Consider the following 25,558-nt stretch of genomic DNA (forward strand, 5'->3'; position numbering starts at 1 on the left):
CAAAGCACATCTTTTTTAAAAAATATTATTATAAAACCAACTTAGCATAAATTACGCATCGGGAAGCCGGGAAACGGTGACCCGCTATGTGTTCTTTTGCTTAAGAATTTATATTTGAACAGGAGTCCTTACATGGCGGAATCAAATCTCCCCAAAGGTTATGAACCTTGGGATGTAGAAAAAAAGTGGCTTGACCACTGGGAAGAAAACAAGACCTTCACCCCCGATCCCGAAGCAGACGGCGATCCTTACTCCATCGTGATTCCGCCGCCCAACGTCACCGGTGTGCTGCATATGGGCCATGCCCTGAACATCACCCTGCAGGATATCCTCTGTCGCTACCAGCGTCAGCAGGGCAAGAACGTTCTTTGGGTTCCGGGCACCGACCATGCAGGCATCGCCACCCAGAACGTTGTTGAGCGTCAGCTCAAGACCGAAGGTAAGACCCGTGACGACCTCGGCCGTGAGAAATTCATCGAGCGCGTCTGGGAATGGAAGGAAGAGAAGGGCGGCCATATCCTCAAGCAGATCCGCCGCATGGGCGCATCCGTAGACTGGGACCGCGAGTGCTTCACCTTTGATGAAGATCGCGCCAAGGCTGTACGCAAGGTTTTCGTTCAGCTTTACGAAGAAGGTCTCATCTACAAAGGCAACTACATCATCAACTGGTGTAACCGCTGCCACACCGCCCTTGCTGATGACGAAGTGGAACACTCCCCCAAACCGGGCCATTTCTACAATCTCAAGTATAAGCTTTCCGACGGTTCCGGCGAACTGACCATCGCCACCACCCGTCCCGAAACCATGCTCGGCGATACCGCCATCTGCGTTAACCCCGAAGATGACCGCTACAAGCATCTCATCGGCAAGACCGCGATCCTGCCCATCGTAGGACGCGAACTGCCCATCATCGGTGATTCCTACGTAGACATGGAATTCGGTACCGGTGCGCTGAAGGTTACTCCCGCTCACGACATGAATGACTGGGAACTGGGCCGCAAGCATAACCTTGAAGTTATTTCCGTGTTCGACGAAGACGGCAACATCAATGAAAACGGTCCTGAGAAATATCAGGGCATGTACAAGGACGATTTGCGCAAGGTTATCGTTGAGGACCTCAAAGCTGAAGGCTACCTCATCTCCATCGATGATCACGAGCATTCCGTGGGTGAATGTTATCGCTGTAAATCCACCATCGAGCCGCATGTTTCCGAACAGTGGTTTGTGGCTATGAAGCCGCTGGCTGAAAAAGCCCGCGCCGCTGTTCCTTCCGAAACCAAAATTTTCCCTAACAACTGGGAAAAGGTCTACTACGAGTGGCTGGACAACATCCGCGACTGGTGCATCTCCCGTCAGATCTGGTGGGGACACCGTATCCCGGCTTGGACCTGTGAAGAGTGCGGCGAACTCATTGTTTCCAATGAAGATCCCAGCAAGTGTACCAAGTGCGGTTCTTCCAAGCTTACTCAGGAAGAAGACGTACTTGATACCTGGTTTTCTTCCGCTCTCTGGCCTTTCTCCACTCTGGGCTGGCCTGAAGAGACTCCGGAACTTGCCAAGTACTACCCCACATCCGTGCTGATCACCGGATTCGACATTCTTTTCTTCTGGGTCGCACGCATGATGATGATGGGTATCCACTTTCAGGACCAGATTCCTTTCCACCACGTTTACATTCACGCCCTTGTGCGTGACGAACACGGCAAGAAGATGTCCAAGTCCACCGGTAACGTCATCGATCCGTTGGAAATGTCCGACAAGTACGGTACTGACGCCCTGCGTTTTACCCTTACTTCCTTTGCCGCCATGGGCCGCGATATCAAGCTTTCCGAGCAGCGCATTGACGGTTATCGCAACTTCGTGAACAAAATCTGGAACTCCGCACGTTTCGCGCTCATGAACCTCGACGGCAAGAAGCCTGAAGCGTCCCTCGAAGATGCATCCGGCCTCGCCAACGAGTGGATTCTGCACCGTCTCGAAGAAGTCAAGGACACCATGCGCGAAGCAGTGGAAGCCTACCGCTTCAACGAAGTGGCCCAGACCATGTACAGGTTCATCTGGAACGAGTTCTGTGACTGGTATCTCGAAATGATCAAGCCGGATCTTTACAGCGACGATGCAAGCCGCAAAGACGCAACCCTGAAGGTGCTCTGGACCGTTCTTTCCGAGACCATGGTCCTGCTGCACCCGACCATGCCTTTCGTCACTCAGGAAATCTGGTCTGTACTGCCCGGAATTGAGAACAACGACATCGCCACCGTTGCTTACCCTGAAAAGCGCGACAACTGCCGCAATGAAAAAGCCATCGCAGATATGGAACTTTTTCAGGGTCTTGTTTCCGCCGTACGTAACATCCGTACCGAGCTGATCATTGCTCCTTCCAAGAAGCTGGAGCTCATCGTGCGCACTGCCAATGAGCAGTCCGCCGCGCTGATCAACGACAACATCGATCTGTTTAAAGCTCTGGCCCGTCTGGACAGCGTAACCGCAGGTCCCGACGCAGAAGGTCCCAGCGCATCCGGTACCGCAGTTGTGCAGGGTAACGAACTCTTCGTACCTCTCGCAGGCGCAGTGGACTTCGAGTCCGAACTTGCCCGTCTGGACAAGGAATTCGCCAAGCTGGACAAAGATCTCGTAATAATCGAAAAGAAACTTTCCAACAAAGGCTTTGTCAGCAACGCTCCCGCAGCTGTTGTGGAAAAAGAAAAAGCCCGCTTGGAAGAGATTAACGATAAGAAAGCAAAGCTTACCGAGCTGAAAGATCGTCTCGTAAGCGTAATGGAATAGCTTATAGCCTCCGGCGGCCCTTCGGGGACCCTGCCGGGGGCCTTAAACCCTTTTCCAAAAGGGTTTAAGAATCCCAAAACGCTTTATTAGGGCTTCGCCGCTTTAATGCGCTAAATGCGACAGCCTATTAAAAGTTTTTGAAGAGTCCAGAGAAACTTTTTTCAAAAAGTTTCTTTGGCCGCCGGCGGCGAAATCAATTCGTCAAAAGCGCATAGCGCATCAAATTGCCTTTAACCAGAGAGGGTTCAAATATGGGTTTGGTATATCTGATTGGAGCTGGACCGGGTGATCCGGGGCTGTTGACTGTTAAAGCTAAAGAAGTCTTGGAAACAGCGGATGTGCTTATCTACGACTACCTGGCAAACATTGAATTTCTGAACTACTGCAAAGCTGATTGCGAAATTTTGTACGTAGGTAAAAAAGGCGGCGACCACACCCTGCCGCAGGATAAAATCAACGAACTCATCGTTGAGAAAGCCAGCGAAGGCAAAGTCATCGCCCGCTTGAAAGGCGGCGATCCCTATGTCTTTGGTCGCGGCGGCGAAGAAGCTGAAGAGCTGGTCGAAGCCGGAATCGACTTTGAAGTCATTCCCGGTATCACTGCTGGTGTTGCTGCACCCGCTTACGCAGGTATCCCGGTAACCCACCGCGATTTCACCACCTCCGTATGCTTCATCACCGGACACGAAGATCCCACCAAGGAAAAGTCCGGTCACAACTGGGCCGTTTACGCTAAATCCACCAGCACCCTCGTTTTCTACATGGGCGTGAAAAACCTGCCCATGATCGCGGAAAACCTGATCAAGAACGGACGTGATCCCGAAACTCCGGTGGCCCTCGTTCGCTGGGGTACCCGCTGCAACCAGCAGTCTTTTGTCTCCACCCTCGAAAATGTTGCCGAGGAAGCAAAAGAGCGCAAGTTCAAGGCTCCTTCCATCATCGTTGTGGGCGGCGTCTGCTCTCTGCATGACAAGTTGGCATGGTTTGAGAAGAAACCCCTGCTCGGGAAAGGCGTTGTGGTTACCCGCGCCCGTGAACAGGCCAGCGGTCTTGTTTCCACTCTCGGCAAGCTCGGTGCCTGCGTGCATGAGTTCCCGACCATCAACATCGAGCCAGTTGCTGATTACTCCGACGTTCAGGCCGAGATCAAAGGGCTGTCCAGCTGGGATTGGCTGATTTTCACTTCCGTGAACGGCGTGAAACATTTCTTCAGCCAGATGGACGAAGCAGGTCTCGACGCCCGCGCTTTTGCCGGAATCGAAATCGCCGCCATCGGACCCGCCACTGCTGACGCGCTGGTCGAAAAAGGCATCAAGCCTGATTTCGTACCTGAAAAGTACGTTGCCGAGGGCGTTGTTGCCGGGCTGCTCGAAAAGGGCATCAAGGGCAAGAAAGTACTCATCCCGCGTGCCAAGATCGCCCGCGAAGTGCTGCCCGAAGAGTTGCGCAAGGCCGGAGCAGAAGTTAAAATCCTGCCCGTCTATGAGACCGGACTTTCCGAGAACGATCCCGGTCCCATTGCCGAGGCCCTCGAAGCCGGAAAGATCGATTACCTGACTTTCACCAGCTCCAGCACAGTTGAAAACTTCTTCAATCTAATTGAGCCGGAAGTTTTCCATAAATACAAAGACAGTGTAAAAATCGCCTGCATCGGGCCCATCACCGCCAAGACCCTCGAAGGGTTTGGTTATGAGCCGGATATCCAGCCCGAAGATTACACCATCCCCGCACTGGTAGATACTCTGGTGCAGGAAGCATAGTTACTAAAATGGAGGACCCTTGCGGTCCTCCATTTTTTTATGCCTCCGGCGGCCCTGCCGGGAGCCTCAAACCCTTTTGGGAAAAGGGTTTAAGAATCCCAAAACTTTTTATTAGGGCTTCGCCGAGAAGTTTAGAGTTAGAACCAAATATTATGACGGTCTTTGCTAACGTAGCGACAGCTTATTAAAAGTTTCTTTGGCCCCCGGAGGGAATCTTGAGTCTTCCTATTGCCGTACTTATTTCTGGTAGCGGATCAAATTTACAATCCATTATTGAAAAAATGGAAGACAACATCCTTGATGTAGACATCAAAGTTGTTCTTTCCAATAAAGCTGATGCTTACGGCCTGAAGCGGGCCGAAGCTTACGGCATCCCCACTGCGGTTTTGAGCCATAAGGATTTCGGTCCCCGCGAGGAATTTGACGCAGAGATGGTGCGGATTCTCAAAGAGGCCGGGGTGGAAGCCGTGGTTATGGCCGGATTCATGCGCATTATTACTCCGGTATTTCTGAATGCTTTCCCCGGTAAAATTGTGAATATCCATCCGGCAATTCTGCCCAGCTTTCCCGGTGTGGACGGGCAGGGCGATGCTGCCAAATACGGCGTGCAGCTGGCCGGGTGCACCGCCCATTTTGTGGATGAGAAAATGGACCACGGGGCCGTGATCATTCAGGCAGCGGTACCCGCCTATCCCGGCGAAGATGAGGACGAACTGCGCGAACGTATTCTTAAGCAGGAACACCGTATTCTGCCGCAGGCTGTGCAGTGGCTGGCAAAGGATAGATTGTCCGTGGAAGGGCGGTTTGTGAAGCTTGCTGAAGCTGATGTGGATTTGGCTGAGACGGATGGGTTGAGTTTGATCAATCCGCCATTGGAAGTCGGATTTTAGAAGATTTTAGAGGACCATTTTTCTGGCATCAGGAAAATGGTCCTTCGTTTTTTACGGCACCGAATTATTCACACAAGTTTTATACTTATCCGCCCGCACAAATCCTGTTGAGCAGCGGTAACCGTGCCAGTTTGTTTCGGTGATGGGCGAGCGCGGACTGCCTGAATAGTAATATTGGATGTAGGACGTCTTATCTTCACCGCCTAATGCCAGAGAATTTGAAAGTGCCGCCATGCTTGGGGCTGTGGCATTGCTTAAGTTGTATTGCGTTGTGAATTTGTATTCCTGACTGAATTTTTCACTGCTTTGATCCAGCCGCAGGGCTTGCGCCGTGTAGTCCTGAAGTTCCCAGTTTTCTATATTGACGTTGAAAACCTTGTACGCGGGGTTGTTCTCAAAAACAGGTGATATGGCCGGCTGTCCCAGTACTGTGGCCGGAGTGTTGCTGCGCGCGTCGTTGTATATCAGCCGGAATTCATCCATATGCGTGTGTCCGGAAAAGAAGGTTATGCTCAGGTTTGGGTAGGCTTCCATGATGGCCAGAAAGCGGGTCTGGTATCCATCGTGCCACATATCATCCACGTCCGCGATCCTGCCCTGTGCATCCATGTGGTTGGCAATGGTGCTGTAGATGTTGGTCCCCGGCGGTACGTGGGTTACAACGTAAACCTGCTGGCCGCTGTTTTGGGCGGCGGCAAGCTGCTCTTCAAACCAGTCCAGCTGGATGTATGCCGCATCCCCGGCCACCGGGGCGGGACGGTGGGTGGTAAAGAGCACTGAATTTAAGCTGACAAGCCGGATGCTCTTTTTACTTACGGATGCCGTGTAGTAGCCGCCTGCTTTGTAACTCTGGTTGAAAGTCGAGCTTTGTACCCAGTCGTCCAGCCATTGGTTTTTAAACAGATCCGCAGTCTCCGCCAGAAAATCCCCGCCAGCCACCAGATCATAATCTCCGGCATAGGAATCGTTATTGCCGAGGGTGAACAGCACCGGGGCGTCTATGAATCGTTCCCGGACTTGCAGCACAAAGAAACGCACGGTTTTCATGATGAATGATTCCAGCGCATCCTGATCAACCGAGCCGTAAAGGTTGTCAAAAGTGGTTTTGAAGTTATGGCAGAGAATGTCGCCGGGGAAGATGACCACTGCAGGATTGGCATCATGACTCGTAGCGGAATCAAGGGCTTTGCTGAGCAGGGTGAAGTTGCTTTCTTCGCCGTAAGCGGGCAGTGCCGTTTTGGTCGAGCTTTGAAAAATTTCGTCCCAGTCTTCTGCCGGGGCGGCAACAAGACGGTCAAAGAGGGTTGTGTCGTCAAAAGGGTTGAAGTGGACGTCGCTGATGGCGATAAATGTTGAAGGGGCGGCTGTGCCGCAGCCTTTGTTGTTCCCCAGCAGGAAGGGCAGCAGCAAAACCAGCATTACTGCACATAAATGCAGTTTCGGCAGGGATTTTGTTGCAGCCCGGTCCGAAAACATCAATTACCCCATCACCGCCAAAAGCAGCTCCATAAATTCCAGTTCCATCTCCAGCATTTCATGATCCTTTTTACGCAGCCATTCGGAAAGCCATGCAAAGCGCAGGGAGGGTATGTAGGCGGGCAGTGATTCGTAACTGTCGTCACTGATGTCTGTGTTGTCGTAGAGGCCGTCCATGAAGGCCGGGATGAGTCCTTCGCCCAGTGCGCCGGGATTTTCAAAGGCCACGCAGCCGATCATGTTGGCTACGTCGTAGATTTCCGGGCGCAGGCCGGAAAATTCCCAGTCGATGACCGCGCCGATTTTTTTGCCTTTCCAGAGCACGTTCAGCGGATGAAAATCACCGTGGCAGAAAGCCTTGGGCAGTTGCGGGAATTGCTCCATTTTCGGGAAAAGGTGGGCGCAGATCGGTTCCAGCCGTTTGTAGATCTGCGGTTCACGCTCCTTGACGGTAGCGGCAAGCTCGCGGGCGTAATTGATCAGCGCGAAAGACTGGTCCTGTCCGTGCATTTCCTTACCCTTGCTGTGCTCGCGCAATTGGGCAATAAATTTGGCCAGTTCTGTGCCCCGCTGGGCATCAAAAACATATTGCGGGCGGGGCAGTTCGTCTGATTCATAAAAAGGCGAGAGCTGCCAAGGGAAGCCCATGATCTCGGCAATGACCTGACCGTCCTTTGTCTCCTGATAAGGCAGCAGCCAGTCCATGCCGGATTTCTGCAAAGTGAGCAGGTTTTCGGCAATGGCGGCGCGGCTTTTTTGCTGCGTCCCGGCTATACGCTCCATGAGCCAGAGTCGGTTCTCTGTATCCTCAATCACCGAGCGCGAAATTGCCCGCTCCGGGCTGCCGGGAATATTTTTATCGTTGTGGCGTTCAAGGGTAGTCAGACCCCATGGGGAGAGAGCATCGAGCATGGCAAAACCTCACAGGCAAGGCGGCGAAGCCTTGATAAAAGTTTCTTTGGCCACCGGAGGCATCTTAAAATACTTCTGCCTCAAACCAGAAAATATTGGTTGCCGGGTCCTGCCATGCCGTGGGTTCCATGCCTGCTTTCTGGCAGGTCTGGGCGAGGAATTGGTCGCGGTCCCATTTCCAGTCCACGGCCACCTGCGGCAGAAGAAGTCCGGTTTGCTGGCCGCGTTGCATGATCAGGCCGTGCCGCCCGATTGTGATTTTATCTGTATCGGGACAGAGGCTGATGGGACTGAGGATGGAAATTTCTATTTCAACTTCCTCGAACTCGGCTTCGCTCAGTGGCGGAAAACGGGGGTCTTCAAAAGCGGCGGCGCGGGCCATTTTCCAGATGGTTTTGTAGAGCGGTCCGGTTCCCTGCACGTTTCCGATGCAGCCGCGCAGATGTCCGTTTTTGTTCAGGGTCACGAAGGCCCCGAAGTTTTCGCGCAGATGTTCGGTTACAGGTTCGGGAATGGCTTCCTCCTGCTTGTTCAAGCGGCAGAGGATGGATTTGCGGACCAGACCTTTGAGGTAGTCCTTTTCTTCCTGAGTCAGGGTGAAACTGAAATTTTCTGACATTGGTTCTCCGGAGTTATTTCTCGTTGGCTTCTTTAAGCTTTTTGATGATGTAATCGTAGCCTTCGGGCCGGTGCGGAATTTTGCAGTCCGTGCAGTCTTTCACTCCTTTGGCGGTTATCTTGAACCGTCCTCCGCAATCTTCCAGCAGATAGAGCGGGCAGAAGCAGAACAGGCAGTTGAAGGATGTTTCGTCGCTGGTTTTATGACAGGGGAAGTATTTGCAATCTATATTTCTAAAAAAACGGTGACTGTTTTCCATATGTAGTCCTTAAAGCAACCGTTGGTTTATAAACCAAAGCGGCGAAGCGCATCATGCTTTGTCTTTATTGAATTTATTAACTTTAATAATAACCAGAGTAATGTCGTCTTCCTGCTCCATGCCGTCCTGAAATTTGTAGACAGCGGCTATTACTTCCTGCTGGATTTCAGCGGCGGATCTGTGGGCATTGGCAAAGATGAGTTGGTCGAGCCGATCCCGTCCGAACATTTCATCCTTGGTGTTGCGGGCCTCCCATATGCCGTCTGTGCCGATGAAAATGATTTCCCCTTCGTGCAGTTCAATATCGAATTCATCGTACCGGGCCTCATCAAATATACCCAGTGCCAGCATGGGCGAGCCCATTAGATCGCGTTTTTCGCCATGGGCCGGGTCGTAGATGGTGGCCGGATCGTGCCCGGCGCGGACGTATGTCGCAGCGGAATTATCCGGGGAAATTTCAAGACAGAACAGGGTCATGAACCGCCCGGTATCTCCGATGTCGGAGCAGAGCAGCCTGTTGACTTCCTCGATGCGTTCGGCCAGCGGTTCCATGTGCCCGGAGGCATGCTTCAGGTGCGCGCGTCCGGTGGTCATGAGCAGGGCCGCGGAGACTCCGTGCCCGGTTACGTCGCCGAGCAGGATTCCGGTTCCCCCGGTCCGGGGCGGGGTGTAGTAGTCAAAGTAATCTCCCCCGGTCTCGTCACAGGAAATGCTTATGCCGGAAATATCCAGACCGCTTGTTTGCGGCGATTCCATGGGCAGCAGGTTGGTGTGGACTTCCTGCGCCAGTTCCATGGATTTGGTGATGCGCAGGTGGTCCTGCAGCTTGGGGATCATGTGGTTGAAGGCATTGGCGAGGGTTTCCCGTTCGTCACCGGTTTTGACGTCAACATGCACGGAAAGATCGCCTTCGGAAATTTTTTCAGCGGCATCGGTCATGGCCAGCAACGGTTTGAGAACTTTGCGGCTGCCCAGAAAAGCCACCAGCGCGACGGTGAGCAGGGTGAACAGGGAGGCTGCTCCAACGGCAACATAGAGATCTTTGCTTAAGCTCAGTGCCTGCAGGGCTGCTCTGTCCGGCACCCGGGTGATGATCCGTTCCGGGGTGATCAGCACATAGCTGCCCTCGTTGCGAAACGGCGCAAAGGCCCAGACAGAATCCACCCCGTTGCAGGGCATGCGGATTACCCCGGACTCCCCTTTGCTGATGGAGCTGATCATTTTGGCCATGGACTGTTTGTCTGCCGATTGCAGGTAGCGGGCTTTATTGGGCAGGTCGGTCTGCCATGAGATATTGGCTTCTTTGTGCCCCGCCTCAGCCCAGATGCGCAGTTCCACCCCGTTGTCAGTTTTGACCGGGCCGACCACAAAGGACTGGATGGCACTGGACCATTGTGAGGAAAGGTCATCCTTGCGCAGCAGCTCCACCAGTTGGATATCGATGGCGACCACCCCGATGGTTTTGCCTTCGCGGTCCCGGATAGGCTTGGAAAGGGTGTAAACCTGCTGCCCGGTGGAGGCGTCGATGAATTTGTCCCAGACAATTGAGCCTGCTTTAACCGCTTCGGTAAACCAGAGCCTTTTGCGGGGATCGTAATTTTCCGGGTAGTTGCCGTGTCCGGGATAGGCAATGTGCAGCCCGGAGTTAAGACAGATATATACGCGGTGCAATGCTGCTCCGGCCTGATTGAAAAAAGCTTTCAAATCAGGCTTGAGCAGATAAAGTCTGGTCAGGTCCGGTATATTTTTCAGCTGCTCCTGTCCCTTGGGATAGAAAAAAACGGGCTCCTCCAGACTTACTGAAGACGGTTGTTTCTGGCCTTGTTCACTGATGACAAAATATTGCGGGGAAGGCCCGAAGTCAGCAGGCTGCCTGCCTTTCGTATTGAAGTCTTCGGCAAAGTAGACTTTAGGGGTTCCTTCCACTGGATCGTTGAGCACATCCTCGGCTTCAGCACCGATGGCTTTGAGGGCGAATTCCAGCGATACGGCCTGCTGCTGCACCAGTTTGGCCGAATCTTTGGCGGATTGGTGCATCTCATCGGTCAGGATCTTTATCATGTCCGCACGCAGGTTGTGGGACTGGACCTGCCCCAGATCCTGAATGCCCTGACGGCTGATAATGGAGACCACCAGCAGGGGGATCAGGCTGAAGGCCAGCAGCAGGATGAATAATTTAAAACGCATGCTCATAGTTTCTGGTATTTTTTTGCCGGATATGTATTTGGAGTCAGTTCAAAAAATAATGCGAAAAAGGTCGCTTCAAAAGCCTGACAATGCTATATTAAAAGTGACTTCCGCAATTATTACCGCTTGTTTTGCTTTTTATTGTATCTGCTTTATTGCCGGACGGCAACGAAGGATTGGAAATTGCATCAGAACTTGTCAGGGAGTGGATGTGCCGGAAATCCGGCATCCGTGGATATGAACAGGGTTCGAGAACATTTCGGGGGTGGCTTATGAACACCGCATTGCTGGAAGAACTGCTCAGGAAGAAGGCCCAGCGTTTGCAAAGACAGGGTATGACCGTGGCCGAGGCCATTGACCGCGCCGGGGAAGAAATTTTTAATTGTGTGGCAGAGAGCGGCGGACACGGTTCCCGTTTCTGTCTGCGCATGGTCCTGAACGGTGCCAAGAAGCGGGTCGGCCCGCAAATCTGCCCCTGCCCTGTCTCGGAGGGTGATAAAGGGCGGGTAGGCTGTTTCTTATGATCAGGATCATCTGTTTTGCGTGTGTTTAAACAGACCGAAGATCTATCTTCTCAATTCGGCATTCTGAAGATTAAAAAGGAATATAAATTGCTGGTTTAAACCTTTCTGGGTTGGCTTTCTTTTTATCTTTTCAGCTAAGGTGCTGTTTTTATGCAGGATGATGGGTCTGTGGTGCTTCCAAAGGGATGCAAGGATGCAACTGGTGTTGCAAAATTGAATCATTTGCCGGCTGTTTCTCCGTTGCTTTTTGTTGTTCTGGGTGCGGTCTGCATCAGTTTTTCCGCTGTCTTTGCCAAACTGTCGAGTACCAGTGCCGATGTCTCGGCTTTCTACCGGGTCTTCATCGGCGGGATATGTTTGACCGTTATTGCCATGAGGTTCGGTCGAAGTTCTTTTTTAAAGGTTTTGCAGAACCATTTCCGGCTTATCTGCGGCGGTGGGCTGTGCCTTACTCTGGACCTGATGTGCTGGCATAGGTCCATCAATATTCTCGGTCCCGGCGTGGCCACCATCCTGATCAATTTTCAGGTGTTTATTCTTGCTCTGGCCGGTTGGATTTTCTTTAAGGAGCGGCTTTCGCTCCGCTTCGGTCTGGCCATACCTCTTGCTTTAAGCGGACTGTGCCTGCTGATCGGCATTAGCCCGGCCAACCTGCTGCACAGCGACCTTACAGGGGCCGGACTCGGTTTGAGTGCGGCATTCTGGCTGGCTCTCTATACCCTTGCCATCCGTTATATCCAGATGCGTTCAGCCGGTATTTCTGCGGTTACAGTTGTGGCTCTTGTAACCCTTGCCTCAGCGGTCAGCATGGGCATATTTTTTATTTGGGAATCAACGTCCATTGTCATTCCCACGCTTGGTGATGCATTCTGGCTGGTTCTTTACGGCGTTGTGTCGCAGGCTCTCGGCTGGCTTCTGATCTCCAAAGGGCTGCCCGGAGTAACCAGCGCGCAGGCCGGACTGACCATCCTGATCATGCCCGCTCTTTCTTTTATCTGGGATATGCTGATTTTTGCTAAGCCTGCCGGGATTATTGAACTTGGCGGGGCTTTGCTTGCGCTGCTGGCTATCTGGCTGGGGACAAGTGCCAAGCAGTCTGAAGGGTAAATTAAACCTTTTATCCGAGGCAGAAGAAAGGTAAAGAAGCTATCTGCATGCAGCGGAGCGGGACATGTTTCGCAGAATTCAACCTCAACAAGCCGGCAGCCATGAATAAAATTTCCCTGAAACGTTCGGATTATATTGTTTTCACAGTCATTGCCCTGATCTTTGTCTGGATTGCATGCCAGCCGCATCCCATTGAGACTTTCAAGCTTTACACCAAAGAACACGGTTATATTCTGAGTTTTTTCAAGTTCGCAATTCTGGCCACTTTCGGGGAATGCGTGGCCCTGCGCATTGTGGACGGACGCTATTGGCGGCCCGGATTCGGACTCATTGCCAAAGCGGTCATGTGGGGATTCATCGGACTTTTCCTGAAGGCTTGTTTCGCGGTGTTCGCGGTGGGGTCCCCGGCAGTACTGACCTCGCTGGGTGTGAACATCACAGCTGAAGACGGATTTTTTGCCCGGCTGCTCATTTCATTTACCACCAGCGTCATGCTCAACACCGTATTCGCTCCGGTGCTCATGATCCTGCATAAGATTTACGATGACCATATTCAGGTTTATGAAGGGAAGCTGGTTGCTCTGATCAAACCAGTGGATGTTGCGGCCCGTTTTGCCGCCATCGATTGGGAGAACATGTGGGGATTCGTACTTAAAAAGACTGTGCCCATCTTCTGGATTCCGGCCCAGACCGTGACCTTCATGCTGCCGCCGGACATGCGTATCATCTTTGCCGCTTTCCTCGGCGGGGTGCTGGGTGTGATTCTGGCTTTTGCCAGTTTGAAGAGCCGGGCGGTTTAATCAGCCTGCATCCGGCCGGCGGGAGCTATGCCTCTCCGTACACCGCCCTGTTGCGTCCTGCGTCCTTTGCGTTGAGCAGGGCCCGGTCAGCCCGGTCGGTCATGCTTTCCCTGCTGTCCTCATCGTGGAAAGAACCGACCCCTATGGAGCAGGTCACCGTTCCCACCGGGGTGTAGTAGTGCCCGGCAACGAGTTTACGGATTTTATCCGCCAGTTGCATGGCCTTGTCGTCTGCTGTCTCAGGAGCAATGATCAGGAATTCCTCCCCGCTCCAGCGACCGATGGTGTCTGTTTTGCGCAGGTTCTCTTTCAGCAGCTGTGCTGTTTCCTGAAGAACCTTGTCTCCGATATCATTTCCGAAGTTGTCATTAATGTTTTTGAACCTGTCCAGATCAAGCAGCAGGATGGAAAAGGAACTGCCGTGCCGCTGCGCCTTGCCCACCTCATAGTTGAAAACTTCATCAAGCCTGAGTCTGTTTGCCAGTCCGGTAAGTTTGTCAACGCTGGAAAGATTTTCAAGTTCGTTAATGCGGGCTTGGTAGCCGCTGGTGAGTTTTGAAATTTTTATTTCAAGGAATACGACCAGCAGGGCTGACATAAAGGTCCCCAGCAGGGCAATGGAAGCGGTTGTCCAGAGATGGGAAATGTCCGTATACCTGCCGACAAGAGCAACCGTCAGTATGGTTATGAGTGCTAATGCGGCGAAGCAGAAGAGTCTGCGCATGAAATGGTTGTTCGGTTGTGAGTCGCGCTTCAGGGGCTTTTGTTCAGCTGTCATGGAAGTATCGGGGTAAATGTTGTAGTTGTTATTTTAAATCTATGCGTTGCGGGAACTTTGGCGCATGATGGCTAAAATAGCAATTAAATTTATTGCCTAGCTGCCCATAAACTGCGCCCACAGCTTCCTGCTGCGCGGTCCGTCAAATTCACAGAAAAATATACGCTGCCATGTACCGAGCATAACATCCCCGTCTTCGATGATCAGCATCTGGTCCGGACCGAACATGGAGGTTTTTATGTGTGCATCGGAATTGCCTTCCATGTGTTGGTAGTCTCCACGGTGGGGGACGAGCTTGCGCATGTTCACGATAATATCGCGGACCACGTCCGGGTCGGCTCCTTCGTTGACTGTGACCGCCCCGGTGGTGTGCGGGCAGTAGAGCAGCAACGCGCCGGACTGCCAGCCTTTGTCTTTGACCAGCTGGCGCACTGTTCCGGTGATATCGATCATCTCTTCGCGGCTGTTGGTTCGGATCTGCAAGGTTTCCATCTTCTGTTCTCCTGTGTTTAATCCTTATTTTCTCTGAACATGTGGCTGAATCCGGCATCGTAGAGCAGGGATTCACTGTCATCATTCTTTCCGGGCAGGATCAGGAAAATGGTCTGCCGGGTGAAGTTGTTTTCTTCTGCGGTGCGGGCAAGGTTTTCAAGGGTGGTTTCCACTGATTTTTCTTCGGGCCAGCCGATGCGGTAACCGAGGATGACCGGGGTGGACGGTTCCATGTCCCCGGCAAGCAGTTCTTCCTGAATGCCCATAGGATTGCCCGCTGAAAGATAAATAGCCATGGCTGAGTTGTGCACGGCCAGTTTTTGCAGGGATTCGGATTCCGGTACCGGGGTCCGTCCGGCCATGCGGGTCAGGATCATGGTCTGGGTCCCGCCGGGAACGGTGAATGACGCGCCGGAAGCTGCCGCTGTAGCGCAGGCCGAGGTTACTCCGGGAATGACTTCATATTCAATTCCGGCTGCCCGCAGCAACCGGGCTTGTTCTTGTACCGCTCCGTAGAGGGCCGGATCTCCGGTATGCACGCGGGCCACGATTTCTCCCTTGGCTGCATGTTCCTGCATGATCCGGTCGGTCTCTTCAAGAGACATGGAGGCGGAGTTTTTAATGCGCGCGTTTTCACAGGCTTCGGCAATTACTGCTTCAGGAACCAGTGATCCGGCATAGAGGACCAGCCCGGCTTCGCGGATGATCCGCTGGCCTTTTACGGTGATAAGTTCCGGGTCGCCCGGTCCGGCACCGATGAAATATACTTTACCCATTTATTGTCCTTCGGGCTTGTCGGCCCAGAGTATGGTTACCGGATTGTATGCTTTGTAGCGGACATCCCCGGCCAGTTGATCAGAAGTTGAAGCTTGAATCTGCATGGACTGCCACTGCCAGCCCTGTTCGTCAAAAAGATCGCGGCTGCGCTGGATGCTGCCCATGAGGATGGCGTGGACCACCAGCCTGCCGCCGGGTCTCAGTCTTGCGGCAGCTTCGCGGATAACCGAGTCATCGCGCCCGATGCCTCCGCCCATGAAGATGCGGTCCGGGTCGGGCAGTTGGGCCAGAGCCTGCGGCATTTCTCCGCTGACCGCTTCCACAGACCATGCGCGCAGATTGCGGATATTTTCTTTGATCATTGCCACGCGGGGGTTGTTTTTTTCCACTGCGAAAATGCGCGAATCAGCAGCAAGAAATGAAGCTTCGATGGCCACTGAGCCGCAGCCCGCGCCGAGGTCCCAGACGGTCTGGTTTTTTCTCAGGTCCAGCAGGGCGATGCCTGCCGCTCGCACCGGGAGTTTGGTGATCAGACCCTTCTCCCTGATAAATTCATCATCAGAGCGCCCGAAGAGCGGGGTGCTGTAATCTTTATTGTCCGCAGTGAGGATAATGATGTTCAGGTCCGAGCAGCTGAAATTGAGGAAAGATTCCGGCCTGCCCTGCGCGACCACCTCTTCCGGGGTGTTCAACTGGTCCAGCACGGCCATGGAGTAGTTGTCTATCCCCTTATCCACCAGCCGTTTGGCAATGGCTTGCGGGGTGTTGGTTTTGTCGGTGTACACGGCGCAGTCTTTTTTGCGCTGCATAGCACCGAAGAGCGTGGAAAAATCATCGCGCCCGTGCAGGGAAATTATTTTAAAATCCTTCCAGCTGCTGCCCAGTCTTGCCGCACCGAGCTGAATTGCGGACAGCGCGGGGCTGATTACAACATTCTCCTCGCCCAGCAGGGGGATCAGGGATGCTCCGATGCCGAAAAGCAGAGGGTCTCCGTCAGCCAGCAGAACTACCTGTCTTCCTTTTTGCAGCTGCTTCTCAAGGGTCCGTGCATATTCTTCCATGGGCGAAGCAAAGGGTATTTTTTTACCTTTGAATTTCGGGAAAGCATCCAGCAGCCGTTTTCCTCCGCTGAGCACATCAGCTTTGGAAATGGTTTTTTGTGCTTCCTGCGAGCTTGCAAGGCTGCCCGGATGTAACCCGATTATTTGTAATGGATGTTTCATTTTATGTTCCATGTAATCTATTGGCCGGATATTAAAGGAAGATTTTAAATCGTAAAATTTTTTAATATTAGTTAGCAAAAAAATAAGAATCTGTTACTATGGAATTGACCCCTTCCATACTTTTTGCGGAGGTGATTAGATATGAAAAAGTTGATCGCCATAGCTCTTTTACTCGGTTCCTTTCTTACTGCTTTCTACGGATTCTCCCTCACCGCTCCCATGCTGGCCGGAAAAACCATGTCCGATGTAAATGACATTATGGGCAACATGCATATCGAACAGGAGATAGTGCATTACAGTGCCGGTACGGAAAACCGCTGTACGCCCTTTTATGTGGTGGCCCTGCTGGCAGGTGCAGCAGGTGTTTATGTCCTGTATTCCCTTGGAGAACATGATGAAGAGGACTATTTCTGATCTTCAGATTTGTAGATCATATTGCCGTCAAAATCAAAGAGGACGTATTCTACTGCTACCTCCGAGTTCCCGCTGAATGCGCGGCCATTCTCGCATGCTTTACGGACCAGCATGCTGATGAAAGCTTCGCGCGATTCTACGGGGACCATTTCATATATATGCCGGGCCGTTATCGCGGCCCGGTTTTTTTCGACCAATTTTTCGGGCATACCAAGTTCAGCACACCAGTCAGCCAGTAGGTCAAAATCAATGGCCCAGTCTTTGGCGTGGGTGTAGGGAAAGCCCATGGCGTGTTTGACCAGCTTGCCGATGAAAATGGACCAGCGTATTTTATGCATCTTTTTCAGCCGGGCCTGCTGCATGGAAAATTTGAAGAAATCCGCTGCCTGAATCATGCCGATCTGCGGTGTCCGGGGGAATTGCTCCAGATAAAATCTTTCGCTGCGCCGTCCGGTGGTGAAGGTTATTTCATCCAGTCCGGCTGCACGGGCCACATTCAATGATTGGGCGATGGAAGCCTTCCATGAAGCATGACTGTATGGGCGCACTATTCCCTGAGTGCCCAGTATGGAGATCCCGCCCAGAATGCCAAGCCGTGCATTCATGGTTTCTTTGGCGATTTCCTCGCCCCGCGGCACTTCAATGGTGATTTTGACCAGTCCGCACAAATCCGGTGCGGTGTTGCTGATTTCCTTGAGCACACCGGCAATGATCTGCCTGCGGGGCACAGGATTGATGGCTGCTTCTCCAACCGGTACGGGCAGTCCGGGCAGGGTTGCCCTGCCGACACCTGTTCCGCCGTTAAGTTCCACCCGCAGGGAGTCAGCCGGATGGATTTCCACCACTGCATGGATTTCATGGCCGTGGGTGGCGTCCGGATCGTCTCCGCCGTCTTTGATGACTGCTGCGCGTGCTCCAGCTTTCTCCTTCCTGATCCATGCAACGGGAATTTCCAGAGTTCCCTTGACCGGAAGGGGGATTTCAATCTGTTCCGGCGGGCCGGAGCCGAGCAGTACCCTGATGGCTCCCATGGCTGCGGCTGTGGCCGCAGACCCGGTGGTGTATCCTTCGCGCAGCTCTTTACTCATCTTCAAGCAGCCTCCCCCGGGTGAGCATGTCCTTGCCGAATTTAAGGCGGACCTGATCCACAGCCTTGTCCAGTTGTTCCAGTTTCTTGTTTTCTTTCGGCTTATCCGGGTCATCCAGCAGGGATAGCTGTCTGGTGCGTTCTTCGAAATTGGAGATACCGACGCCGATCAGCCGGATGGGGCCGATGGGTAGTTCCGCATTCAGCAGTTCGCATGCTGTATTGTAGATTGTCCCGGCATGGGAGGTCCGGGAATCAAGGGTCCGGCTGCGGGTGATCTGGCGGAAGTCGGGAAATTTGATTTTCAGGGTCACGGTCCGGCCTTTGACACCGTGCCTTCTCACGTCCGCTGCAATTCGTTCGGATTGTTTGAGGAGCAGGGTTTTCAGGGTGTGGATGTCGGAAACATCTTCGCCGAAGGTGTTTTCCGCGCTGGAGGATTTCATGGGCGCGCCCTCAGTTACCGGGGTAGGGTCGATGCCCGCGCCTTTGTCATAGAGGACCAGTCCCCGCTCCCCGAACCGCTCTTTCCAGAATTCCGGGGGATAGCGGCGCAGGTCGGCGGCATAGGTGATGCCGAAAGAGCGCAGTCGGGGCAGTGCTTTTTTGCCCACGCCGGGGATTTTTTCCACCGGCAGGGTTTTCAGGAAATCCTGCACCTGATCAGCTGTGATGATGGATATGCCGTCCGGTTTATTGAGGTCGGAAGCGATTTTGGCCAGAAATTTAACCGGCCCGATGCCTACGGATGCGGTCAGTCCGGTGGCTTTGCGAATATCAGCTTTGATGGATTGAGCAATTTGCAACGGAGTGCCGAAGAGTTTTTCCGTCCCGGTGATGTCGATGTAGGCTTCGTCAATGGAGGCTTTTTCCACCACCGGAGAGTAGTTGGAGAGCACCTCCATTACTTTATGCGAAATCTCTTTGTATCTGTGCCTGCTGCCGGAAACCACCTGCAGCTGCGGGCAGAGTTTCAGGGCCTGGCGTACGGGCATGGCCGAGCGGACCCCGAACTTGCGGGCTTCGTATGAGGCCGCACTTAAGACGGAGCGTTCGTGCAGGGAGCCGACGCCCACGGGTTTGCCGCGCAGCTTGGGATTGTCCAGCTGTTCCACGGACGCAAAAAAGGCGTCCATGTCTATATGCATGATGTACTTCTGCATGGGGTATCCGTCCCGGAGTAATGCAGTCAGCTTAAAGATCTTCCGTACGGGAAGAGTTTACACAGGCTTTTACAAAATTTTCCGCCACCAGCGGATTGCTGGCAAAGTGCAGGTGGATATAGCTGCCCAGAGTGTTGCCGTTGGCAATGAAGCCTTCGCTGGCGGAAGCATTCCTTTTGCAGGTAACCTGATAGGATGTCTCGCGATCCAGCAGGGTGTCATCCATCTCTTCAAGGGCGGAGTAATGGAATTCATGCCCTCTGACCGTTGTCCCTTCCGGGCCGAGGATTGTGGGCCGGGACAGTTCCACTTCGCGGTATCCCAGTGCCTGGAAACGGGATTGCATGGAGCAGCGGAAAGGGAAGATTCCACACATGGGAAAGATCCGGTCATTCTTGTTGATGGATTCCATGAGATACATGAATCCGCCGCATTCGGCGTAAACCGGGTGTCCTGCTGCTGAGAAATCCGCAATGGTCCGCCGCAGCTTGGTGTTCTGGGCCAGATCAAATGCAGCCAGTTCCGGGTAACCTCCGCCGAAATAGAGTCCTGAAATGTTCTCGGGCAGTGCTTTGTCTTCTATGGGGGAAAAGGGGACCAGTTCTGCCCCGGCCTCGCGCAGCAAGCGCAGGTTTTCTTCGTAGTAGAAGGAGAAAGCGTCGTCCTGTGCCACCCCGATTCTTGTTTTGGGGATCATGGGCACTTCATCAAAGCGGGGCTGAACCGGGATGTCCGGCAGGGCTTCAATGATTTGTTCGAGGTCGAGGTTTTCCTCCACCCAGTCGGCAAGTCCGTTGTATTTGGAGTCGAGATCATCGAGATGTTCCGGGGTTACAAGGCCCAGATGGCGTGAGGGAGTGGCTATTTCTTCCCGCCGGGGCAGGCAGCCGATGAGCGGAACATCAGTAAGTGATATGGCTTCTTCGAGGATTCGGGCATGGTTGCTGCTGCCCACGCGGTTGAAAATCACCCCGGCAACAGGTGTGTCCGGGTCGAAATTGCAGAATCCCTGCACCAGTGCGGCAGCGGAGCGGGCCATGGACCCGGCATCGACCACCAGTATGACCGGCAGATTCAGTTCTTTGGAAAGATGTGCGGTGGAGCCGGTTTCATCAAGAGCGGAATAACCGTCGTAAAGGCCCATTACGCCTTCAACAATGCAGGCATCGGCATCCTGAGCGTAGCGGGAGAAAATATCACGCAGGGTTATGCCGGAAAGCATCCAGCCGTCGAGGTTGTGGCAGGGTCTGCCCGCAGCACGGGTGTGGTGCCCCGGATCAATAAAGTCCGGTCCTGTTTTGTAGGGCTGGACTTTAATGTCACGACGGGCGAGTGCAGCCATAAGCCCCAGTGTTACCGAGGTCTTGCCGCAACCGCTATGCGTTCCTGCTACAATGAATCCTTTGATTGAGTTCATTGGAACTCTATAAAGCTTTTTTTCTGATCAGCCCAGCTTATTTTTATCCAGATAGGCGACAAATTTTTTGCCTTCTTCAAAATCCGGATTAAGTTCCAGACACTTGGCAAGTTCTTCGCGTGCTTTTTCATATTGCTTGTCTTCGAAACAAGCGCGGGCAAGATTGTAGCGCAGGTGTTCATCTTCCGGGCTGAGAGCAATGGCTTTGGAATAATATTCGATAGCCTGCGGGATCATTTTGGATTTACGCAGGTTGATGCCGAAATCATTGAACATATGCTTGTGTTCCGGGGCAAAGGGCGCGTCCATGGAAACAAGGCGGGCAAAAACATCGTTGGCCCGGTCAGTTTCGCCTCTCTGCATCAGGCAGAGACCGACGCCGAAATTGCCGCGTACGTTCATTTCGTCCACTTTGATGGCGTTGTTATATTCCATCTCGGCACTGAAGGTCTTTCCCTGCTGGCGGTGACGGTCCGCGCGGGCAAGGGTTTTCTGCAGATCCTTCATGTTGGGCAGAACCTGCTTGTGGTACATTTCAGGTTCAGGGGTATATGCTTCCAGAAGTTCGTCGCGGGTGATTCCTTCCGGGTCTCCGGTGGGAACGAAATTGCTGTTCAGGGGCCGGACCTGAAAAAGGTCTTCTGCCATCTGTTCAACAAAATAGTAGCCGATTTGGGCAACGCGTCGGGTGGTGGTTCCGGTCCCGACTTTGGCGATTCTCTGGCGGGAGAAAACTCCACTTAGATCTTGAATTGTATTATCTTCAGTCATTTACAGGCTCCGCAAGTCTTGAATTACACTTTACTGTAGCGTTCTTTCTCGAAATTGAGAAGGGGCTTGGCTGATGATCTCGTTATTTTTTGCCTGCCTGTCCGGCTATCCATTTAATCTGACGGCAGATTCCCATGAGCAGGTTGAACTCATTTCGTTTGATGTCGATTCTGGCCATAAATCTTCTGACCGGCATCATCCAGTAGTCCGGGTTGTCGGCTTTCAGGAAGTCGATGGCCAGCAGAGTTTCCTGCAGGTTGGAAGCCAGTATTTCCTGTTCTTCAAACGAGGTGGAACGCTCTTCCGGCGGTCCTGCCGGAGTGAAGGGCTTATCCAGTGCGTTCTTGAAACATTCGTACAAGATAATCAGCACGGCTTGAGACAGGTTCAGGGAACTGTTGTCCCGGCTGGTGGGGATATTGATCAGTCGTGAGCAGAGCTGGGTTTCGTCGTTGGTCAGTCCCCGGTCCTCGGGGCCGAAAACCACAGCTACTTTTTCCCCGGCCCGGAGCTGTTCCACTATGAGCGGTGCTGCGTTGGAGGGAGTCATTACCCCTTTACGCCAGCCGCCGGTGCGGGCTGTTGTGCCGTAGACCCGGGTATGATCTTTCAGGGCTTCTGAAAGGTTGTCAGAAACAACGGCTTTTTCTACAATGTCGCGGCCTTTAACCGTTGCCAACGGCAGGGCTTTATCCATATTCCACGAGGCCGGGCGCACGAGGGTCAGGTTGTTGCAGCCCATGTTGGTCATGGCGCGGGCTGATGAACCCACATTTTCAGGGTATTTGGTACCGAAAAGTACTATGCTCAGGTTGTCCAGCATGTTTGCTCCGGAGAAAATTATTTCGTCTAAAGCAGCGGGCAATCCCTTTTCTTGTCCAGACGAAGGGCTTTAATAGAGCCATCTTTAGCTGATGTCCAGTTTCGTTTTTGCCGGAAAATCATTTTTTGCAAACTAAGTGGAGGGCGTGTAAAACAAAGATTATGAATGATACTGAAATTTCAGAAAAAATATTGGCCATTGCCGAATCCGCAGGACTCAGCGCAGATGAAGTGCGTGAGCTTTTAAATGGCGGCGGGGAAATTCCCGATGCCTTGAAGGAGGTTCTTGAGCGGGTGGGGGATGAATCCAGCGAAAGCTGTTCCGGGGGGTAGTCCCGGATATCTCCCGGCTCCGCCTGCATGCAGTGGATGAAATGAATATGATCCGCTGCTGCAGTAGAGCCGCGAAGCCGGGAGGGTGAAGTCGGGTTATAGCATGGGTGTCACAACCTTGGGAGAGTGCTGAGGTTGCTTAGTTAGCCTTGGAGGAGGGGATGATCGCTCCGTCGGCACCTACTTCACCTAGTAATTCAAAATCCGGAAAAAGGCTGGGGTCAAAAGTGTAAGAGTAGTAGTCCTTAAATTTTATAAGGTATGTTTTCCATCCGTATTGTCGCCGCATACGGGCTGCTTCTTTTACAACGTCCGACATTTTATGTTCCGCCTTGGTTTATTTATTTTATTTCAACTTCACGGTCACTTGGACTCAGTCCGTCCCGGTCAGGAATGCCCGGTTTCTTTTTCAGGAACCGGGAAAGGAGGGGCGCCTGCGTCTTTACTTCTTTTTTCGTTGGAGCCGCTGAACCCTTTAAATGCTTTTTTCAGAAATTTTTTCTTATTGATCGAAGAAATACTGGCTGTCTGGGTCATGGTCTTTCTCCTGTTTTTGTTGTTTGCCTGAAAATAGTCTTAATGAACTTGAGAATCGTTTTCAAGTAAAAAGTTTAATAATTATAAAAAAAGATGGCGAGAATTAATCTCGCCACCTTTTTTGTTAATTATATCAGTGGTTAATTACACGTCTTTCAGCTCCTCAATCAGATTTTGCAGGTCGCCTGCAAGTCTGGCCAGATCTGATACAGCAATCATGGACTGCTGCATGGCTTCGGAGGTTTCCATGGCGATACGGTTTACCTCGTCAGTTCCACGGTTGATCTGTTCACTGGCTGCGGACTGCTCTTCACTGGCAGTAGCGATGGCCCGGACCTGATCCGCTGTTGAGTCAACGAACTCAACGATGGTTTCAAGACTTTCACCTGCCTGTCCGGCGTATTCGGTGCTCTTGGATACCATGCTGGCCGCGTTGTTCATCTCTTCGATGTTTCTGCGGGTTTCAGCCTGAATGGCGTGCACTGCCTGCTCAACTTCCTGAGTGGCCTGCATGGTCTTTTCCGCCAGTTTGCGGACTTCGTCGGCAACAACCGCGAATCCGCGTCCTGCTTCACCTGCACGGGCTGCTTCAATGGCCGCGTTCAGGGCCAGCAGGTTTGTCTGGTCAGCAATGTCGGTAATCACGGTGATGACCTGCGAGATGCCTTCAGCCTGCGTGCCCAGTTCGTTCAGGCCGCTGACCATTTTTGTGGATGCCTCGTTGACGGAATCAATGGAGGAGACAACATCGGCAACAATGCGTCCGCCGTTTTCAGCGTTCCTTTTGGCGTCCATGGCACTTTCCGCTGCCTGCGAAGCATTCTGGGCCACTTCAAGCACGGAAGCGTTCATTTCTTCCATGGCGGTGGCGGATTCCGATGTCCGTTCGCGCTGAGTGTCAGAGCCGCGTGCGGATTCTTCAATCTGAGAGGACAACTCCTCTGATGCGGAAGTAACCTGTGCCACAATATCTTCCAATTGGCGCGCGGCCTGAAGCATGCCTTCGGCTGTGGCGCGGTCTGCTGCCTCCTTGGCCTGTCTGGCTTCTTCAAGGGCCTCGTTTGCGGCCTGAGTTTGGCGTTCCGCTTCTTCTGATTTTTCTTCGGCAGTGGAAATCAGCTTGATAAGGTTCGCAATCATTTTGCCAAGAGCCTCATGGAGTGTCTGCAGTTCTCCGCTGAATTCTATTGAGTCCAGTTTTATATCAAGGTTGCCGTTTGCAACTTCCTGCGCACCTTCGACCATGATACCGATGGGTTTGGAGATGGAGCGGGCAATAACCAGTATCGCACCGATGACCAGCAGCAGGGCGATGACTGACATAATTATGATCTGCTGCAGGAAAGCATCGGCCTCAGCGTAGATCTTGTCTGTGGGGATTGCCAGACCGATGGACCATGGAGTGGTGGTGCCGCTGACAACGATGGGCTCAAAAGCGTAATAAAATTCTTTCCCGGTTTTAGGGGAAACCATAACCTTGCTGAAGGTCTTGCCGTTTTCAATGGCGTTCAGGATTGCATCGCGGTCTTCTGCGGGAAAGGCTTCGGTAATATTCTTGGTTACAATATCCTTATTCGGGTGGGCTACACAGTATCCTTTGTTGGAGGTGATGAAGGCGTAGCCTGTTTCCATGGGATGAATGTCCTTAACCATTTTTTCAAATGAGCCGAGGACAAAGTCGATGCCGACAACTCCGATGAATTTTCCGCTCTTGAGGATGGGTACGCTGACCGTTGCCATTACTTCAGGAACAACGTCGGTGGTATAAGGTTCGGTCAGGACTGCCTTTCTTGTGTCGCGTGGGACCATGTACCAGGCACGGGTATTGTTGGGGTCGTTTTTGTGCATCTCGGCAAGCTTCCAGGTGGTGCCGTCATACCATCCGTACTGCCCGTACTCACCGTTGGGACCGAAATTTTTGTCTCCTTTAAACTCTGCATCGCGACCGTCAAGCTCGTTGGGTTCGATAACAATCTGGGTTCCGAAAAACATGGGGTCCGCTTCGGTCAGGGTTTTGACGAAATCGTTGACCATTTCGCGATTTGCACTGTCCTTGAAGCTTGCGATACTCTGCATGGCTGCAGCACCTGCCCATGAAGCATCAAGGGCTTTTTCAATGATTCCCTTGACTTCATTGCCGTATCGACCTGCCATCTCGTTAGCCAGAAGCTCAGTCTGCTGAATTGAGTTTTCCCTGCTTTGACTGGCTGTAATAGCCGTGAATGCAACGAAAATGACGATCATGAGCGCACTGATACTGAGCGCGATTTTGGTGCCTATGCGCATGTTCTTAAACATGTGTCCCTCCCTCGTGTTGTTGTGACTGGCTTGTCATCTATGGACTTATTATCCTATCGGATCCGTAGGATTTAAGTTTAGATTTAGATTCAACATTACAATAAAAGAAGGAAGGAATCCATAAA

25 protein-coding genes are annotated in these 25,558 nt (G+C 52.5%); 8 read left to right on the forward strand and 17 right to left on the reverse strand.

From position 1 onward, the window contains the following. Positions 1-132: 132 nt before the first annotated feature. From FMR86_RS04470 to purN, 3 genes are all read left to right on the forward strand, one after another. Entirely contained in the window at positions 133-2,787 is a 2,655-nt protein-coding gene (locus FMR86_RS04470) for a valine--tRNA ligase (protein ID WP_163349884.1), read from the forward strand. Positions 2,788-3,038: 251 nt separating this feature from the next. Continuing rightward, a complete protein-coding gene (gene cobA, locus FMR86_RS04475) occupies positions 3,039-4,547 on the forward strand; it encodes a uroporphyrinogen-III C-methyltransferase (protein WP_163349885.1) in 1,509 nt (502 codons plus the stop codon). A gap of 215 nt (positions 4,548-4,762) precedes the next feature. After that, complete coding sequence (purN, locus tag FMR86_RS04480; protein ID WP_163349886.1) at positions 4,763-5,437, forward strand: phosphoribosylglycinamide formyltransferase; 675 nt, start codon at positions 4,763-4,765, stop codon at positions 5,435-5,437. A gap of 51 nt (positions 5,438-5,488) precedes the next feature. Here the strand turns inward: purN and FMR86_RS04485 are convergent, their stop codons facing one another. The 5 genes from FMR86_RS04485 to FMR86_RS04505 form a co-directional block, all read right to left on the reverse strand. Beyond that, positions 5,489-6,913: a metallophosphoesterase gene (locus FMR86_RS04485; protein WP_163349887.1), complete on the reverse strand. Its 1,425-nt coding sequence runs from the start codon at positions 6,911-6,913 to the stop codon at positions 5,489-5,491. A 3-nt stretch (positions 6,914-6,916) separates the two neighbouring features. Further along, positions 6,917-7,825 carry a phosphotransferase gene (locus tag FMR86_RS04490; RefSeq protein ID WP_163349888.1) on the reverse strand — a complete coding sequence of 303 codons (909 nt, stop codon included), beginning with the start codon at positions 7,823-7,825 and terminating at the stop codon, positions 6,917-6,919. A gap of 64 nt (positions 7,826-7,889) precedes the next feature. Next, on the reverse strand, positions 7,890-8,444 hold the full coding sequence (amrA, locus tag FMR86_RS04495) for an AmmeMemoRadiSam system protein A (RefSeq protein ID WP_163349889.1): 555 nt from the start codon (positions 8,442-8,444) through the stop codon (positions 7,890-7,892). A gap of 13 nt (positions 8,445-8,457) precedes the next feature. Beyond that, positions 8,458-8,703 carry a cysteine-rich small domain-containing protein gene (locus tag FMR86_RS04500; protein ID WP_163349890.1) on the reverse strand — a complete coding sequence of 82 codons (246 nt, stop codon included), beginning with the start codon at positions 8,701-8,703 and terminating at the stop codon, positions 8,458-8,460. Between the two features lie 51 nt (positions 8,704-8,754). Continuing rightward, entirely contained in the window at positions 8,755-10,890 is a 2,136-nt protein-coding gene (locus tag FMR86_RS04505; protein WP_239057137.1) for a SpoIIE family protein phosphatase, read from the reverse strand. A gap of 272 nt (positions 10,891-11,162) precedes the next feature. Here FMR86_RS04505 and FMR86_RS04510 point away from each other — a divergent pair, with 272 nt between their 5' ends. From FMR86_RS04510 to FMR86_RS04520, 3 genes are all read left to right on the forward strand, one after another. Continuing rightward, positions 11,163-11,414, forward strand: a complete 252-nt coding sequence (locus tag FMR86_RS04510) for a hypothetical protein (protein WP_163349892.1) — start codon at positions 11,163-11,165, stop codon at positions 11,412-11,414. 213 nt (positions 11,415-11,627) lie between these two features. Further along, a complete protein-coding gene (locus FMR86_RS04515; protein WP_163349893.1) occupies positions 11,628-12,521 on the forward strand; it encodes a DMT family transporter in 894 nt (297 codons plus the stop codon). Positions 12,522-12,622: 101 nt separating this feature from the next. Beyond that, a complete protein-coding gene (locus FMR86_RS04520; RefSeq protein WP_163349894.1) occupies positions 12,623-13,321 on the forward strand; it encodes a hypothetical protein in 699 nt (232 codons plus the stop codon). Between the two features lie 25 nt (positions 13,322-13,346). Here FMR86_RS04520 and FMR86_RS04525 read toward each other — a convergent pair whose 3' ends face one another. From FMR86_RS04525 to cbiE, 4 genes are all read right to left on the reverse strand, one after another. Then, positions 13,347-14,099: a GGDEF domain-containing protein gene (locus FMR86_RS04525; protein ID WP_163349895.1), complete on the reverse strand. Its 753-nt coding sequence runs from the start codon at positions 14,097-14,099 to the stop codon at positions 13,347-13,349. Between the two features lie 96 nt (positions 14,100-14,195). Then, positions 14,196-14,591, reverse strand: coding sequence for a secondary thiamine-phosphate synthase enzyme YjbQ (locus tag FMR86_RS04530; RefSeq protein ID WP_163349896.1), 396 nt, complete (start codon positions 14,589-14,591; stop codon positions 14,196-14,198). 17 nt (positions 14,592-14,608) lie between these two features. After that, positions 14,609-15,367: a precorrin-4 C(11)-methyltransferase gene (gene cobM, locus FMR86_RS04535; RefSeq protein WP_163349897.1), complete on the reverse strand. Its 759-nt coding sequence runs from the start codon at positions 15,365-15,367 to the stop codon at positions 14,609-14,611. Continuing rightward, positions 15,368-16,591, reverse strand: a complete 1,224-nt coding sequence (cbiE, locus tag FMR86_RS04540; RefSeq protein ID WP_239057138.1) for a precorrin-6y C5,15-methyltransferase (decarboxylating) subunit CbiE — start codon at positions 16,589-16,591, stop codon at positions 15,368-15,370. It abuts the gene before it with no gap. Between the two features lie 141 nt (positions 16,592-16,732). Here cbiE and FMR86_RS04545 point away from each other — a divergent pair, with 141 nt between their 5' ends. After that, positions 16,733-17,005 (forward strand): hypothetical protein, encoded by a 273-nt coding sequence (locus FMR86_RS04545; RefSeq protein ID WP_163349899.1) that lies wholly within the window; start codon positions 16,733-16,735, stop codon positions 17,003-17,005. Here the strand turns inward: FMR86_RS04545 and cbiD are convergent. The 5 genes from cbiD to FMR86_RS04570 form a co-directional block, all read right to left on the reverse strand. Next, a complete protein-coding gene (gene cbiD, locus FMR86_RS04550; RefSeq protein ID WP_163349900.1) occupies positions 16,996-18,093 on the reverse strand; it encodes a cobalt-precorrin-5B (C(1))-methyltransferase CbiD in 1,098 nt (365 codons plus the stop codon). The two genes, FMR86_RS04545 and cbiD, sit on opposite strands and share 10 nt — an antisense overlap. Beyond that, positions 18,086-19,255 carry a DNA polymerase IV gene (gene dinB / locus FMR86_RS04555; RefSeq protein WP_163349901.1) on the reverse strand — a complete coding sequence of 390 codons (1,170 nt, stop codon included), beginning with the start codon at positions 19,253-19,255 and terminating at the stop codon, positions 18,086-18,088. The genes cbiD and dinB overlap by 8 nt, the downstream gene beginning before the upstream one ends. Before the next feature lie 31 nt (positions 19,256-19,286). Continuing rightward, positions 19,287-20,672 carry a cobyrinate a,c-diamide synthase gene (locus FMR86_RS04560; RefSeq protein ID WP_163349902.1) on the reverse strand — a complete coding sequence of 462 codons (1,386 nt, stop codon included), beginning with the start codon at positions 20,670-20,672 and terminating at the stop codon, positions 19,287-19,289. Between the two features lie 27 nt (positions 20,673-20,699). Then, positions 20,700-21,443 (reverse strand): tetratricopeptide repeat protein, encoded by a 744-nt coding sequence (locus FMR86_RS04565; protein ID WP_163349903.1) that lies wholly within the window; start codon positions 21,441-21,443, stop codon positions 20,700-20,702. An 82-nt stretch (positions 21,444-21,525) separates the two neighbouring features. Beyond that, positions 21,526-22,266 (reverse strand): RNA methyltransferase, encoded by a 741-nt coding sequence (locus FMR86_RS04570; RefSeq protein ID WP_163349904.1) that lies wholly within the window; start codon positions 22,264-22,266, stop codon positions 21,526-21,528. A gap of 161 nt (positions 22,267-22,427) precedes the next feature. Between FMR86_RS04570 and FMR86_RS04575 the strand changes: the two genes are divergently transcribed. Further along, positions 22,428-22,598 (forward strand): hypothetical protein, encoded by a 171-nt coding sequence (locus tag FMR86_RS04575; protein WP_163349905.1) that lies wholly within the window; start codon positions 22,428-22,430, stop codon positions 22,596-22,598. 139 nt (positions 22,599-22,737) lie between these two features. On the opposite strand, the gene FMR86_RS04580 is transcribed toward FMR86_RS04575, so the two are convergent. From FMR86_RS04580 to FMR86_RS04590, 3 genes are all read right to left on the reverse strand, one after another. Then, a complete protein-coding gene (locus FMR86_RS04580) occupies positions 22,738-22,917 on the reverse strand; it encodes a hypothetical protein (RefSeq protein WP_163349906.1) in 180 nt (59 codons plus the stop codon). Between the two features lie 68 nt (positions 22,918-22,985). Next, on the reverse strand, positions 22,986-23,135 hold the full coding sequence (locus FMR86_RS04585; RefSeq protein WP_163349907.1) for a hypothetical protein: 150 nt from the start codon (positions 23,133-23,135) through the stop codon (positions 22,986-22,988). A gap of 144 nt (positions 23,136-23,279) precedes the next feature. Continuing rightward, positions 23,280-25,433 (reverse strand): methyl-accepting chemotaxis protein, encoded by a 2,154-nt coding sequence (locus FMR86_RS04590; RefSeq protein ID WP_163349908.1) that lies wholly within the window; start codon positions 25,431-25,433, stop codon positions 23,280-23,282. Positions 25,434-25,558: the final 125 nt, after the last annotated feature.

The sequence above is a fragment of the Desulfovibrio sp. JC010 genome (assembly GCF_010470675.1).
GTDB lineage: Bacteria > Desulfobacterota > Desulfovibrionia > Desulfovibrionales > Desulfovibrionaceae > Maridesulfovibrio.